Source organism: Acinetobacter sp. MD2(2019) (assembly GCF_035615615.1).
Lineage (GTDB): Bacteria > Pseudomonadota > Gammaproteobacteria > Pseudomonadales > Moraxellaceae > Acinetobacter.
Window position 1 is genome coordinate 71740 of sequence record NZ_VTDU01000001.1, and the last position, 13896, is coordinate 85635.

Here is a 13896-nt window from a genome sequence, read left to right on the forward strand (position 1 = left end):
AAAAATCCTTGTTATTTTACTTCAATTTGTCACTTAATTTTGAAGTTTTCGCTATTTCATGTAGCTTTTGAGTATCTGTATACAGATATTAATCCTTATAGCTCCATTTGAAATTTGAATCGTACTGGTTCATTTTTCTTGAGCAACTCGTTAAGGTTCACTCGCCTGACATTATTATTTATTGATATAATTATTTTGCATCCACACATTGAGAATATAAGTGATTAAAAAAAATAAACTTATTAAATTTTTACTAGGATTTACTACGCTTGCATCGTCAACAATGAGTATGAGTAAAAATACTGAAGAAATAGAATGGCAATCTGTTTATAACGCTAGACAGGCTTTCTATGAAACAAATATTGGAAAATTACCAGATGATATTATGAAAGCACCCCATTTGTTTGCTGTTTGGCCGGGTGGTGGCTTTTATGTAATCCCTGCTGATAAAATTAAAAAGGGTTTATGGGTTTATTCTACTTTTGGACTCACGAATAGTGACATGCCTGCAACCATCACTCCGACAAATACTGAAACTGAGTACAATCAACAAGGTCGGGTGATCTCGACTACAACCACGTTACAAAAAAAGAAACCAATCATCCAATCTTCGACAAAAGCAGGTTATGGCTACGAAGTACTCTTAATTGCAAAAGAGGATGCAGAATGGCCCTTAAGATTTATGCAATGGGTTGGAAATCTTATTTTAATCAACGATGTTGATCTTTTATCTAGAGTTGAAAAAAATAATGGCTTAACTGTTGAAGCTATCCCTGTGGGTGATGGCGAAAATGATACGATTAACGTGCTGATTGCAAAAGCTCAAAAGCCTTTACCTATTGGCATGAAACTACCAAATGGCAATATGCAGTTTTTAGTTGCAACGGTTATTACCGATGAAGAAATGCAATGGTCTATTGCAAATGGTCGAGATGCATTGTTGAAAAAATTGATGGATTCAAATACAACGCAAATCAGTGATCGTGATCGACAATCAATATTAAAGTAGTTTATTCATTGGAACTGGCTTTATTGCTTAAACCTGTTGTAAAGGCTTCTTTAGCAATGAAGAAGCCTACCCCGAAAATCGATCACACGACCAATTGGCTCTCATCTAATCAAGCCCTGATTAACTATGGTGATATCAACATTTTTTTGGATCCAAATACTCAAAGATATAATTAGAACAATGGTAAATAAGCTCGTTGCACAATCAATTCAGACGCAGCGCTACAGGATGGATTAAACCCAACTCATCTACCACGACTGAATTATTCAAAAATCCTACATTTTATAAAAATCACACTATTGTTCTTTTAGATTTTCCGCTAGCATGAAATTTTAAAGCGAATTGTGTAAATATTATGGATCAATCTACTTTTTCCAATCAAACGCAGGATGCAAATTTAGAATACTACTTTCAACAACAAAAACAAGCATACCTAAAACAACCTAACCCGACTTTAGCCGAACGTAAACAATGGCTAAAACGACTAAAAACGCAACTACTCAAACAACAAAAGCAAATTGCGAACAGCATTAAACAAGACTTTGGAAACCGCAGTAAAGACGAAACGCGCTTAATGGAACTGCTGCCCAGCATTATGGGAATCAATTATGCGCTAAAAAACTTAAAAGAATGGATGCAGCCAAGTAAACGTCATGTCAGTTTATTATTTCAACCGGCACAAGCTTATGTGATGTATCAACCTGTTGGCGTGGTAGGGATTGTGGTGCCATGGAATTATCCGCTCTTTTTAGCTATTGGCCCATTGTGTCAGGCATTGGCAGCGGGTAACCGCGTTATGCTCAAAATGAGTGAGTTCACACCGACTTTTTCTGCGCTTTTTAAACAGCTTATCGCTGAGATTTTCCCTGAAAATTTAGTCCACGTGGTGGTCGGCGATGCCACAGTTGCACAAGAGTTTACCACTTTGCGCTTTAATCATTTACTTTTTACTGGTGCCACAGCCATCGGCAAACACGTTATGCAAGCCGCAGCGCAAAATCTTACACCTGTAACATTAGAATTAGGTGGAAAATCCCCTGTAATTATTGGGCAAAATGCCGACCTCACAGCCTCTGTACAAAGAATCGCCTTCGGAAAATCTATTAATAGCGGGCAAACCTGCGTTGCACCAGATTATGTATTTGTCCCAGAAACACAATTAGCACGTTTTATCGAGCATTATCAAAAAGCAGTCCATCAGTTTTATCCTGAAATTACACAAAATCCAGATTACACCAGCATCATTAACGACCGACAATATGCGCGTTTACGGCGCTATCTTGACGATGCAATTGAAAAAGGTGCAACGGTCGTTCCGCTATATAACACCGAAAAAACACAACATCGCAGTTTAAGCCATTTTCTAGTTTATGGTGTCGATGCATCAATGCTGTTAATGCAAGAAGAAATTTTCGGCCCAATTTTGCCGATTATTGGCTACAACAACATTAATGAAGCGATTGACTACATTAACCACCGTGAACGTCCACTTGCCTTATATTATTTTGGCAATAACACGCAAGAACAGCAGCATGTATTGACCCACACGCACAGTGGCGGCGTCTGTTTAAACGAAACATTGGTGCATGTCGGTCAGGACGATTTACCATTTGGCGGTGTGGGTGCATCGGGTTTGGGCAGCTACCATGGTTATGAAGGATTCCTTACCTTTAGTCATGCAAAGTCTGTATTTGTTCGCCCTCAACTCAGTTTTATGAAATTTATTTACCCGCCTTATGGAACAAAATTCCAAAAAATGATTTACAAATGGTTCTTACGCTAATGTTCAAATGATTAAGTGCTGTTTGCTTAATCATTTAAACTGAGAAAATTCAGTTGTTTTGATCAAAATGGTCAATTTAATTCCATAAAACACCGAATCAATCTGCCCTATTTGTTTAAATTTTCAGGAATTTTGTTGTTTGATGTTATAAAAAGAGTTCTTTTAACGCTTAGGCTATTTTAATGGGATGATTTTGTTTCGTCATCGAATCACATCAAAATAGCCACAAACAAGTGGCTTTAAATAAAAAAATATTTAAACTTAACAATAAAAATCAATATATTACGATAGTTTCAATACAGTTGTTACAAATTAAACCAAAATAGTTTTGCTGCAATGAATCTATGTCTTTAAGTATTTCAATCATCAAATCAAGCTTTGTACGGTATAAATCGTCTTTTTATAATGAGAAGAAAAAATGTCATTTTTTAACATTGTTATTTTATCGAAAAATTTACAAGATATACGCAGATTTTGCTTTTATAATTCTTTCATCATCTCTACAAAATTAATAGAATGGGTAGAATTTAATTGCATAATATGCAAACTTTGCAAGGATCTTACAAATAAAGCTTGCATTTAACCATCGGAGCATAACGCATGACTTCACGTATTTTGGTCATTCATGGGCCAAACTTAAATTTGCTAGGAAAGCGAGAACCTGAAGTTTATGGGCACCAAAGCTTAGATGACATCAATCAAGCACTTATTTCACAAGCACAGCAATACCACTGCCAACTCGAAACCTTTCAGAGTAATCACGAAGGCGATCTTGTTGACCGAATTCATTTAGCACAATCTGAACATATTCAATTTATTATTATTAACCCTGCTGCATTTACGCACACATCTGTGGCCATACGCGATGCATTATTAGGGGTCAATATTCCTTTTATTGAAGTACATCTTTCTAATGTACATGCACGCGAACCCTTCCGTCATCACTCTTATTTATGCGACAAAGCCGTAGGTGTGATTTGTGGGCTCGGTGCTCAAGGCTATCATTTTGCGCTGCAACATGCGCTTTCAACACTTCAACCTTAATTTTCCAACCAAGGAATACGAACACTATGGATATTCGTAAAATCAAAAAGCTCATCGATTTGATGATTGAATCTGACCTTCAAGCCATTGAAGTAAAAGAAGGTGACCAATCGATTGCTTTGACTCGCCGTAGTCCTGCACCAATTCAAATGGGTGTTGCAGCAATGCCCGCTCCTGCTTCTGAAGTCGCGTCTACTGCGCCAAAAGCAAAATCACGTGGTGTGGTTGAAACCTCTCCAATGGTTGGTGTTTATTATGCTGCGCCAAGTCCAGGTGAAGCACCATTTGTTCAAGTGGGTCAAACTGTTTCTGCAGGTGATACTTTAGGTATTATCGAAGCCATGAAAATTATGAACCCAATTGAAGCCACCCAAAGTGGTGTGATTGAAGAAATTCTAGTTAAAAATGGCGAAGTGATTGAGTTTGGTCAACCGTTATTCCGTTACCGCGCATAATTACGGAGACTGCTCATGTTGCAAAAAGTATTGATTGCAAACCGTGGTGAAATCGCATTGCGAATCACCCGTGCCTGCAAATCCTTAGGCATTAAAACTGTCGGGGTCTACTCAAGTGCAGATAAAGACTTAATGCATTTGCGTTTTGTTGATGAAGCTGTATGTATCGGCCCAGGCGCAACCAGCGAAAGTTATTTAAACATTCCTGCATTGCTGACCGCAGCAGAAATTACAGGTGCAGATGCCATTCATCCAGGTTATGGCTTCTTGTCTGAAAATGCTGAATTTGCCGAAATGGTTGAAACCTCAGGCTATATCTTCATTGGTCCACGTCCTGAACATATTCGCTTAATGGGGAACAAAGTTTCAGCCATTACAGCCATGCGTAAAGCTGGCGTACCAACGGTTCCGGGTTCTCAGCATGCGGTTACACCGGCCAATGCCAAAGAAGAAGCTGCAAAAATTGGCTTCCCTTTAATTGTAAAAGCAGCGTCTGGTGGTGGTGGTCGTGGTATGCGTATTGTTGAGCGCATAGACACATTGCTTGAATCGGTTCAAGCGGCTCAGCGTGATGCTGAAATGTGGTTTGGCGATGACACCGTGTATATGGAACGTTTCCTGCAAAAGCCACGTCACGTTGAAGTTCAAATTCTTGCAGATGGCAATGGCCATGCAGTGCACTTATACGACCGCGATTGTTCTTTACAACGTCGCCATCAAAAAGTATTAGAAGAAGCACCTGCGCCAGATTTACCAGAGCAAGCACGTGCCGACATCTTAGAAGCGTGTGTGCATGCGTGTAAACTTATGCAATACCGTGGTGCGGGCACATTTGAGTTCTTATTTGAAGATGGTGAATTCTTCTTTATCGAGATGAATACCCGTGTTCAAGTGGAACACCCTGTAACTGAAATGGTGACAGGCATCGACATTATTGAACAACAATTGCGTATTGCCGCAGGTTTAGGTTTAAACCTTGAGCAAGACGATATTGAAGTGCGTGGTCATGCCATTGAATGTCGTATCAATGCGGAAGATCCAACCACATTTATGCCATCTCCAGGGAAAATTGAACATTTCTATGCGCCAGGCGGTGCTGGAATTCGTTTAGATTCGCATATTTATGAAGGATATAGCATTCCACCGTATTACGACTCGATGATTGCAAAATTAATTGCGCATGGCAAAGACCGTCAAACGTCGATTGCACGCATGAAACAAGCACTCGATGAAATGATTCTAACGGGTGTAAAAACCAATATTCCATTGCATAAAGACTTAATTTTACAAGATAAATCTTTTTGTGAAACCGCAATGGATATTCACTATTTAGAAAAACATTTGCTTAAACAACTTGAAGCCAATGAAGAGAAAAAAGAAGAGAAATCTGCTTAATTCTCCAATGTTTCATACAAAAAAGAAGCGATCTGTTCGCTTCTTTTTTGTTTTAAACTTCATCTAAATTTTTAAACGTATTGATCAACAAAGTTTGGTTGCGTGTTAGTTTACATTCACACTGGCAATGGTCATCACTTGGTTTTTAGGCGGTTGCTTAGCATCAAATTTCTCTGCGACTTCAATTAAATATTCACCTGCTGCTGGAAATTGTATGGTTGCACGACCAAGCGTATCCACCGGCACTGCAATCGCTTGTTTATCGGTCATGCCTTTTTTACGAAGATGCACCTCAGCGTTGGTAAATGCTTGCTTGTCTTTGCTTAGGCTTAAAACCAAAGCTTGGTTATGCGTCAATTGATTAGGATGGATCGAAAAATTCAGCACAATGGGTGTTGCTGCAATTTGTGGCGTAGAGATTTTCTCTTTTGTCACATAGCTCACAACCGACCATTCACGGGTAATATTGGTCGTTTTCGGCTCGGTTTTAAAATCAGTAGGAATATAAAAATCGCGCTGTGCTTTTGGCGGAACTTGATTGGCATTGGCTTTAAAATATAAATGCCACGCTTTATTCACGTTAACGTAATTTAATGGAAAGTTGGCTTTGGTTTGCAGTGTGTATGTGCCTGCTTGTTTTAGCTCTAAATCAAAAACTGTGGCCGCTTTACTGTTTGAAACGGCGTCTAATTGTAGCTTCTCATTGTTGGGCAAAAGCACCTCTAGTTGATTATTTTTTAGTGCAAATTCGCTTTGTAACGCTTCTTCTGCATATCCGGCTAAAATAGGCACTTGCGTACTTTGAGTAACATAAGCCAGCGGTGCAATATAAGGCTCGTGTGCAACTGCATAACCACTGACGAACAACATAAGATATAAATATTTTTTCATTTTAATAAGAAGATTTAAAATTGGAGCTACACATTAATACATAATGAGAATCATTACAATTAAATTCATCTTCGCATTCATCTAAAAAGAAACCGATCAAAAGATCGGTTTCATTCAATATGTAAGATCATTTAAATGGCAATGACTTTCACTAAAATTGTTTGAGATTCTTCATCTTCATCAAACATTTGCTTGCGGGTTAGCTCTTTAGATTTGACTTTGAATTCTAAATTTTGAAATTGAATGGTTTTTGGCAACCGGTCAAAATAATCACCTGTTTCATCAAGTTCTTCTTCAAATAATGGGCGACCTAACTGGTAGTCTTTACTTTTTAAAACAATGTATTTCACTGTCGTTTTCATGTTGGTCTTACCTTTTCAAACACACTTTATTTTTAGTTTTATCAAGTTTTTGCCAATTCTCCTAATGAAAAATCGTAACATTAGACCAAAGATTAAACAAATCGAATCTTATAACTATTTATTATGATTCAAGACATTTACATAAAAAAACCTATGACAATAAAGCATAGGTTTTTTTATACAAAATAAAGATTTACGGTGCAATCGGTTCGAACGGCGCCAGCACATCTGCATTTTGTGCACGATGGCGCATGAAGTGATCTAATAAAACAATCGCTAACATCGCTTCTGCAATGGGTGTTGCACGCACACCCACACAAGGGTCGTGGCGGCCTTTGGTGAGCATTTCAGTATCTTCACGTTGTAAGTTAATCGTTTTACCTAAAGTGGTAATACTGGCTGTCGGTTTTAAAGCAATCGCCACACGAATGGTTTGACCGCTTGAAATTCCACCTAAAATACCACCAGCATGATTGGCTAAAAAGCCTTGTGTAGTCAGCTCATCACGCGTTTCATGACCAAATTGGCCAGCAACCGCAAAACCATCACCAATTTCTACACCTTTTACAGCGTTAATTCCCATCATGGCATGGGCAATATCGGCATCTAGGCGATCAAACACCGGTTCGCCCCAGCCCACAGGTACATTTTCAGCCAATATCTCAAGTTTTGCACCACAACTTGTCCCTTGCTCACGTAATGATGTGACCAATTGCTCAAAGCGTGGTACCGCATCAATATCGCCACAGAAAAATGGATTATTTGGCACTTCATTCCAATCCAGTTTTTCTGCAATTTCAGAACCAATTTGAGTGACGTGACCACGAATAACTACCCCGAATTTTTCCGACAAGTATTTTTTCGCAATTGCGCCTGCTGCTACACGCATGGCTGTTTCACGTGCACTTGAGCGACCACCACCACGGTAATCACGGAAACCGTATTTGTGCGTATAGGTATAATCGGCATGGCCCGGACGGAAAGTTTGCGCAACATTGCCGTAATCTTTTGATTTTTGGTCGGTGTTGCGAATTAATAAACCAATCGGTGTACCGGTGGTTTTACCTTCAAAAATCCCCGAAATAATTTCAACTTGGTCAGGTTCTTTACGCTGTGTGGCAAACTTAGATGTGCCCGGTTTACGGCGGTCTAAATCGGCTTGTAAATCTTCTGCGCTCAGTTCAAGTCCTGGTGGAACGCCATCTACAATGGCCATCAAGCCCGCACCATGCGATTCACCGCAGGTGGTCACCCGAAAAAGTTGTCCTATACTGTTCCCAGCCATTAAAACAATTCCTTATGCATTTATTGAGTCTTGAAAAAGTTTTTGGTGTTTACGGCATTGTTCTGCAGTTAAAGCAAAAATACCTGAACCACCTTTTTGGAATTTTAACCAATGGAAATCAACAGTATTGAAGTTTTGACGCATCGCCCATTCAGAGTTACCCACTTCAATTACAATTAAGCCATTTTCAGATAAATAGTCTGCAGCTTGCGCTAACATTTTACGGACTAAATCTAGGCCGTCTTGCCCTGCTGCCAATGCAAGTTCTGGTTCATGCAAAAATTCTTCGGGTAAATCGGCCATGTCTTCAGCATCGACATACGGCGGATTGGTCACAATTAAGTCGTACTGATTTTCGGCTGGAATTTTGGCAAATAAGTCCGATTCCATTAACGCAACTTGATATTGTTTGCTATGGTGTTCTGAATTAATTGCAGCAACTTCTAAAGCTTCGCGTGAAATATCGGTTGCATCCACTTCTGCGTCAGGGAAAGCATACGCTAAGGCAATGGCAATACAACCTGAACCTGTGCACATATCTAAAATACGTTGTGGTGTTTTTGGTTCGTCACACAATGGTAAATTGTTTAATGCGTCTCTAATTTGTCCATTTTCGTCACGGCAATACGGCGCAAAACGTTGCTCAATCAGTTCGGCAATTGGCGAACGTGGAATAAGTACCCGCTCATCGACATAATATGGTTTATCACAAAAATAGGCTAAGTTTAAAAGATAAGAGGTTGGTACGCGCTCATTAATGCGTTTTTCCAATAAACTTAAAAATTCAGCTTTTTCGCTTGGTAATAATTTAGCATCTAAAATTTCTGCATCTGCAGACCATTCTAAAGATAAGGTTTGTAAAACCAATGCTGAACTTTCAGCAAAAAAGTCTTCAGTCCCTTGCCCTAAATGTGCATCGTATTGACGTAATGCAGTGACCCCAAATCGAATAAAATCACGAATCGTACTTAAATTCTCAGCCGCTTCATTTAAACTTTCAGGGCTAATCGTCAATCGCTCCACTCAGAACTCCACTTATCAATCTATAAAATATGGCGCTATTCTACCTTGTTTTAGGGGCTTTTATAATGCCTGTTCGTATCAAAGCCAAGATGATCGCGCATTTTATTGAATCAGCACGGCTGTAATTAAAATCTAAAGCCATAGATTTGTTGCTCGAAGCAGCAAATGTAATCAAAATGCTTTAATATTTGCCTCAATTTTTCATATTCCCTCAGTTTAAATGCAATCACCTCGTCCACAGTTCATGTTATCCCTGTTTATGATCGGCATTCTTGCCGGTTGTGTTGGCATCGCATTCACGTTCTTAATGCATTTTTTGCAGCATTTAACCTTCGGTGCGCCACTGTTTGAAGAAATGCCTTTTCGCGTGGTAGTCGAACAAGCCTCTGCAACACGTCGCATCTGCGCATTGGTGCTTTGTGGCTTGGTTGTGGGTATTGGATGGTTTTGTTTACACCGTTATGCCAAACCCTTGGTCGATATTAAAACTGCAGTGAATCAAGACAATAAAGATTTGCCTTTTTTCACCACCATTTCGCATTCGCTTTTGCAAATTATTACCGTGGCGATGGGTTCTCCGCTGGGCCGTGAAGTTGCTCCACGTGAGATGAGTACAGCCTTTGCCAATCAATGGGTCAAAATTTTCAAACTTAGCACCCATGAACGCCGCGTATTGTTGGCCTGTGCATCTGGCGCAGGTTTAGCCGCCGTTTATAATGTTCCCTTAGCAGCGGTTATTTTTGTACTTGAAACGCTGTTGTTGTCGTGGAGTATAGAATTTATTATTTCTGCGCTAATTTGCTGTGTGACTGCGGTTTTTGTGGCGCGTTTAGGCCTTGGCGATTTAGTCCAGTATCCACTGGGTGCTTTAGAATATACGCCGCATCTGATTTATTTTGCTTTACTTGTCGGGCCTCTCTTGGCTGTAGGCGTGTTTTTATTTGAAAAATCAATGAAAAAACTGCCAACCATTCCGCGCGATCGTCCCGTGATTATTTTCATTGCTGTTTTGTCCTTTGCAGTGATTGGGACAATGTCTATTTGGTATACTGAAATTTTGGGTAACGGTAAAGCGACCAATCAATTAAGTTTTGCCATTGGTTTAAGTGCAAATTATGCCATTGGTTTATTTGTGTTTAAATGGCTTGCGATTATTCTTGCCACTGTTGGCGGTGCATACGGTGGGCGCATCACCCCAAGTATGATGCTCGGTGGTTTAATCGCGTTCTTATGTGCTTACTTTTGGAACTTTGATTTACCCTTAGTGCCCACTACTACAGCTGCGATTATTGGCGCCACAGTATTTTTAGGACTGGCCTTTGGTATGCCAATTACCGCCACCGTGTTTTTATTAGAATTGACGCGCTTTAGCCCAAGTTTTTTATATCCAATTTGTTTATGCTTTTTAACCGCAGTCCCTATGTTTAAATGGCTACAAAGTTCAAAATTTGTATAAGCATAAACATCTTTTAAGTACCTGAAAAAAAAGGCCAACCTTGAAGATTGGCCTTTTTCTTTTGATTGATCATTCTAGAAACCAAACAATTTTGACTTATTCGGGGCGTATTACACCAATATAACGGCATAAATTGTGCGCGCCTAAATCTTGCTTAAACACAGTTAAATTGATGCCTTGTGATGCGTTAATTTGCTCAAATATATTTAATTCTTGGTCGTGAATTTCATCTACCGTATGTGGTAAATGCTGTTCGAAAAAATCTGCAATATATTCAAAACCTAAGTCGAGTGCAATAAATGCAGTATGCTCGCAAGGCTGTAAATATTGTTCTTGCTGCCAATCTAAAATGTCGTGTTGGCACATCGGGCAAGCTACATTATTGTGTTCTACAGATAATTCAATAATTTGTTTAATCATAATGCTACATCTCAAACGTCACGCCATATTAAAACATTTTCGCTGAAATAGCATTTACAAATGTATTTTACACTGAATCAAATTTTAGATAGCACAATCATCCATTTAAGTTAAATTAAACGTTCAAACAATGGTGCAAAAGGAGATGTTTATGGCAGATTTAGAACAAGCGATCATTTTTGCAACGCGTAAGCATCAAGGGCAAGTGGACAAAGCAGGACAGCCTTACATTTTGCATCCGTTAAGAATTATGCTGAAAATGAAAACCACCGAGCAGCAAATTGTTGCGGTTTTGCACGATATTTTAGAAGATACAGATACAACCATTGTTGACTTAATTTCACTCGGGTTTTCACAAACGACCATTGATGCCGTAGATCTCTTAACCCGCCGAAATGGAGAAACGCGTATAGACGCCGCATTAAGAGCCGTGCAAAACCCATTGGCAAGAGCAGTTAAACTTGCCGATGTCCACGATAATATGGATATCAACCGTATTGCTTCGCCCACCGCGCGCGACTATTTGCGTTTAAAAGAATATCAACAAGTCGAGGAAATTCTGCTAGGACACTTTTGAATAATAATAGATTAAGCTAATATCATTAAGATGATGTAATACCTAAGATAACCATAGCTTTAAGGCGAACTTCTTTATGCTTAGTGATTTAGACGATTTTTATTGTTTTGCGCTCGTGGTCGAGCATGGTGGATTTAGTGCAGCAGAACGCGCAACTGATATCCCCAAGTCAAAATTAAGTCGTAGAGTGTATAACTTAGAAGAACGTCTGGGCGTAAGATTAATTCAGCGCAGTTCGCGACATTTTGCCGTCACAGACATTGGCATGAACATTTATCGCCATGCACAAGTGATGACCAATGCCGCACAAGCTGCGCATAACTTGGTAGACCACCTCAGTGTTGAGCCACGCGGGATCATAAAAATTAGCATTCCAGTGTCGGTTGCACAAAATGAATTTCCAAGAATCATCCCCGAGTTTTTACGCCGTTATCCAGAAATTCGCTTACAACTCAGTGTCAGTAATCGCAGAGTGGATATTATTAATGAAGGTATTGACGTTGCGCTGCGCGTTCGTACAAAAATAGATGATGATCCTAGCCTCATTGTGCGGCAACTCGAACGAATTGAGCAGCATTTGGTCGCAAGTCAAGCCTACTTAAACGAATATGGCGATATTAAAGACCCTAAACAACTGGCAAATCATCGCTTACTTAGCATGATTGATGAACATTCTGATCAAAATATTACTTTACATAACCAAAAAAATGAAACGATCAAAATTAAAGTGAACCCTGTGGTGATGGGCTCTGACTTAATTATGCTGATGCAGTTGGCACGGCATGGTTCAGGTGTCGCACTGTTACCCGACTCTGTGGTTGCAGAGAGTATTCAAAGTGGTGAACTGGTGCATGTGTTACCTGAATGGAAAGCTCCACACGGGGTTTTACATGCGGTTTATCCAACCCGACAAGGTATGTTGCCTGCGGTACGTGTTTTTATTGATTATTTGGTCGATTATTTTGCACAACATGCCAAGCATTAATTTTCAAGATGTGTAGCCATCGCAATACATAATCTTTATCAAGCCAATAAAAAAGCCTCCGAAGAGGTAATGCCAGTCAGTTAAGGAAATTTAGATTAAAAATAATCTAAATTTATGCCTTATCAAGCATGATTTTAGTTTTTAAATCCTTAACTGATCAGCATTACACAAAATGTGGGCTTTTTAAGATCTAAAATTTGTATTTTTTTGAGCTGTTAAGAGAATTTCTTGATTTTTAGATGTAAATTATATGATCTTTAAATTAAAAGAGTGAATAGCAAGTGGATCGTAAAGATTTAGAGCAGAAATATGATGATTTTCTTAACAGCCGTCACTATAAACAAGCTGGTTTAAGTCCTAGATTTATGAAAAAAAATTCTGATTTGTCTCGCCTAGTAGTCATGGCTGATAATATGGTTTGCAATACCATTTTTCTAAAAAACTATTTTGAACTAGCTAGACCAAATGATGAGTTAAATCAGACATCTCGGAATTACATGATTCTGGTGGATAATGCTGAAATAACGCTCAATATAAATGAGGCTCCTAATTTTTTGGATAAAGACGAATATCTAAGTTGGTTGAATGGGTAATGCTCATACAATATTTATAGTTTTTGTAGCCATCGCTCTAATCATCATATTTATCATTTTAGTTCTTATAAAAGTGAACAGTATTAAAGACCATTTTATTCATTGCAACGATATGGTCTTTTTTTTGACATTTCTTCTGACATTTTTAATGGCAAAAATGTGAATAAATACGAAACGCAGAAAAATATAAATTACCACACTCGAATATTAACAGATATCAAAAGCCTGTAGCGTGGGCTTATGACTCGTGATGAAATCATTATGGTCGATAAAAAATCATTGCAGTGAAAGAGCGGATCAAGAATTTGCCGTTGATGATGTGGGCTTTAAAAAATTGAAAATGAGTATGATTTATACTTCTATTATTTTATCTAAGATATATTTAATGAGATTTTTAAAGATGGAGGAACATAGCTAAGCTAAAAAGGATGAGTTAGAGGCAGATATTCAGCGTAGATTACCGCTTTGGGATAGGGTTCAGCCATATAGTGAGCTAAAACTAGATAGTTTTAGACATGAAACTTGGTATATGTATAACGACTGGAACGATGAATAAAAGTTTAAAACCACTCAGAAGAGTTACTGCCAGTCAGTTAAGGAAATTTAGATTTATGCCTT

The 13896-nt window shown here is 38.8% G+C and carries 14 protein-coding genes; 9 read left to right on the forward strand and 5 right to left on the reverse strand.

From position 1 onward, the window contains the following. The first annotated feature begins 220 nt into the window (after positions 1-220). The 5 genes from I2F62_RS00340 to accC all read left to right on the forward strand — a co-directional run bounded on the left by I2F62_RS00340 (position 221) and on the right by accC (position 5686). Positions 221-1009, forward strand: a complete 789-nt coding sequence (locus I2F62_RS00340) for a suppressor of fused domain protein (RefSeq protein WP_324625041.1) — start codon at positions 221-223, stop codon at positions 1007-1009. 355 nt (positions 1010-1364) lie between these two features. Further along, positions 1365-2792 (forward strand): coniferyl aldehyde dehydrogenase, encoded by a 1428-nt coding sequence (locus tag I2F62_RS00350; RefSeq protein WP_324625042.1) that lies wholly within the window; start codon positions 1365-1367, stop codon positions 2790-2792. A gap of 600 nt (positions 2793-3392) precedes the next feature. Beyond that, entirely contained in the window at positions 3393-3836 is a 444-nt protein-coding gene (gene aroQ / locus I2F62_RS00355) for a type II 3-dehydroquinate dehydratase (protein ID WP_324625043.1), read from the forward strand. A gap of 26 nt (positions 3837-3862) precedes the next feature. Then, positions 3863-4291, forward strand: a complete 429-nt coding sequence (accB, locus tag I2F62_RS00360; RefSeq protein WP_324625044.1) for an acetyl-CoA carboxylase biotin carboxyl carrier protein — start codon at positions 3863-3865, stop codon at positions 4289-4291. A gap of 15 nt (positions 4292-4306) precedes the next feature. After that, positions 4307-5686 (forward strand): acetyl-CoA carboxylase biotin carboxylase subunit, encoded by a 1380-nt coding sequence (accC, locus tag I2F62_RS00365; protein ID WP_324625045.1) that lies wholly within the window; start codon positions 4307-4309, stop codon positions 5684-5686. Positions 5687-5791: 105 nt separating this feature from the next. Here the strand turns inward: accC and I2F62_RS00370 are convergent, their stop codons facing one another. From I2F62_RS00370 to prmB, 4 genes are all read right to left on the reverse strand, one after another. Beyond that, positions 5792-6577 carry a DUF4198 domain-containing protein gene (locus I2F62_RS00370; protein WP_324625046.1) on the reverse strand — a complete coding sequence of 262 codons (786 nt, stop codon included), beginning with the start codon at positions 6575-6577 and terminating at the stop codon, positions 5792-5794. A gap of 131 nt (positions 6578-6708) precedes the next feature. Further along, positions 6709-6939: a hypothetical protein gene (locus tag I2F62_RS00375; protein ID WP_324625047.1), complete on the reverse strand. Its 231-nt coding sequence runs from the start codon at positions 6937-6939 to the stop codon at positions 6709-6711. A gap of 193 nt (positions 6940-7132) precedes the next feature. Further along, the gene (aroC, locus tag I2F62_RS00380) at positions 7133-8224 is read right to left on the reverse strand and encodes a chorismate synthase (RefSeq protein WP_324625048.1); all 1092 of its coding nucleotides are present in this window, start codon (positions 8222-8224) and stop codon (positions 7133-7135) included. Between the two features lie 12 nt (positions 8225-8236). Further along, positions 8237-9247 carry a 50S ribosomal protein L3 N(5)-glutamine methyltransferase gene (gene prmB, locus I2F62_RS00385; RefSeq protein ID WP_324625049.1) on the reverse strand — a complete coding sequence of 337 codons (1011 nt, stop codon included), beginning with the start codon at positions 9245-9247 and terminating at the stop codon, positions 8237-8239. Between the two features lie 220 nt (positions 9248-9467). Between prmB and I2F62_RS00390 the strand changes: the two genes are divergently transcribed. Beyond that, positions 9468-10703 (forward strand): chloride channel protein, encoded by a 1236-nt coding sequence (locus I2F62_RS00390; RefSeq protein ID WP_324625050.1) that lies wholly within the window; start codon positions 9468-9470, stop codon positions 10701-10703. A 96-nt stretch (positions 10704-10799) separates the two neighbouring features. On the opposite strand, the gene I2F62_RS00395 is transcribed toward I2F62_RS00390, so the two are convergent. Continuing rightward, positions 10800-11123 carry a hypothetical protein gene (locus I2F62_RS00395; protein WP_324625051.1) on the reverse strand — a complete coding sequence of 108 codons (324 nt, stop codon included), beginning with the start codon at positions 11121-11123 and terminating at the stop codon, positions 10800-10802. A gap of 151 nt (positions 11124-11274) precedes the next feature. Between I2F62_RS00395 and I2F62_RS00400 the strand changes: the two genes are divergently transcribed. From I2F62_RS00400 to I2F62_RS00410, 3 genes are all read left to right on the forward strand, one after another. After that, on the forward strand, positions 11275-11700 hold the full coding sequence (locus tag I2F62_RS00400) for a guanosine-3',5'-bis(diphosphate) 3'-pyrophosphohydrolase (protein WP_324625052.1): 426 nt from the start codon (positions 11275-11277) through the stop codon (positions 11698-11700). Positions 11701-11776: 76 nt separating this feature from the next. Continuing rightward, positions 11777-12685, forward strand: coding sequence for a LysR family transcriptional regulator (locus I2F62_RS00405; protein ID WP_324625053.1), 909 nt, complete (start codon positions 11777-11779; stop codon positions 12683-12685). 281 nt (positions 12686-12966) lie between these two features. Further along, complete coding sequence (locus I2F62_RS00410; RefSeq protein ID WP_324625054.1) at positions 12967-13278, forward strand: hypothetical protein; 312 nt, start codon at positions 12967-12969, stop codon at positions 13276-13278. Positions 13279-13896 lie beyond the last annotated feature (618 nt).

Excerpts from the sequence above, each read along its gene's own strand:
- I2F62_RS00350 (WP_324625042.1), top strand. The coding sequence starts at position 1,365 with ATGGATCAATCTACTTTTTCCAATCAAACGCAGGATGCAAATTTAGAA.
- aroQ (WP_324625043.1), top strand. The coding sequence starts at position 3,393 with ATGACTTCACGTATTTTGGTCATTCATGGGCCAAACTTAAATTTGCTA.
- accB (WP_324625044.1), top strand. The coding sequence starts at position 3,863 with ATGGATATTCGTAAAATCAAAAAGCTCATCGATTTGATGATTGAATCT.
- accC (WP_324625045.1), top strand. The coding sequence starts at position 4,307 with ATGTTGCAAAAAGTATTGATTGCAAACCGTGGTGAAATCGCATTGCGA.
- I2F62_RS00370 (WP_324625046.1), bottom strand. The coding sequence starts at position 6,577 with ATGAAAAAATATTTATATCTTATGTTGTTCGTCAGTGGTTATGCAGTT.
- I2F62_RS00375 (WP_324625047.1), bottom strand. The coding sequence starts at position 6,939 with ATGAAAACGACAGTGAAATACATTGTTTTAAAAAGTAAAGACTACCAG.
- aroC (WP_324625048.1), bottom strand. The coding sequence starts at position 8,224 with ATGGCTGGGAACAGTATAGGACAACTTTTTCGGGTGACCACCTGCGGT.
- I2F62_RS00390 (WP_324625050.1), top strand. The coding sequence starts at position 9,468 with ATGCAATCACCTCGTCCACAGTTCATGTTATCCCTGTTTATGATCGGC.
- I2F62_RS00395 (WP_324625051.1), bottom strand. The coding sequence starts at position 11,123 with ATGATTAAACAAATTATTGAATTATCTGTAGAACACAATAATGTAGCT.
- I2F62_RS00400 (WP_324625052.1), top strand. The coding sequence starts at position 11,275 with ATGGCAGATTTAGAACAAGCGATCATTTTTGCAACGCGTAAGCATCAA.
- I2F62_RS00405 (WP_324625053.1), top strand. The coding sequence starts at position 11,777 with ATGCTTAGTGATTTAGACGATTTTTATTGTTTTGCGCTCGTGGTCGAG.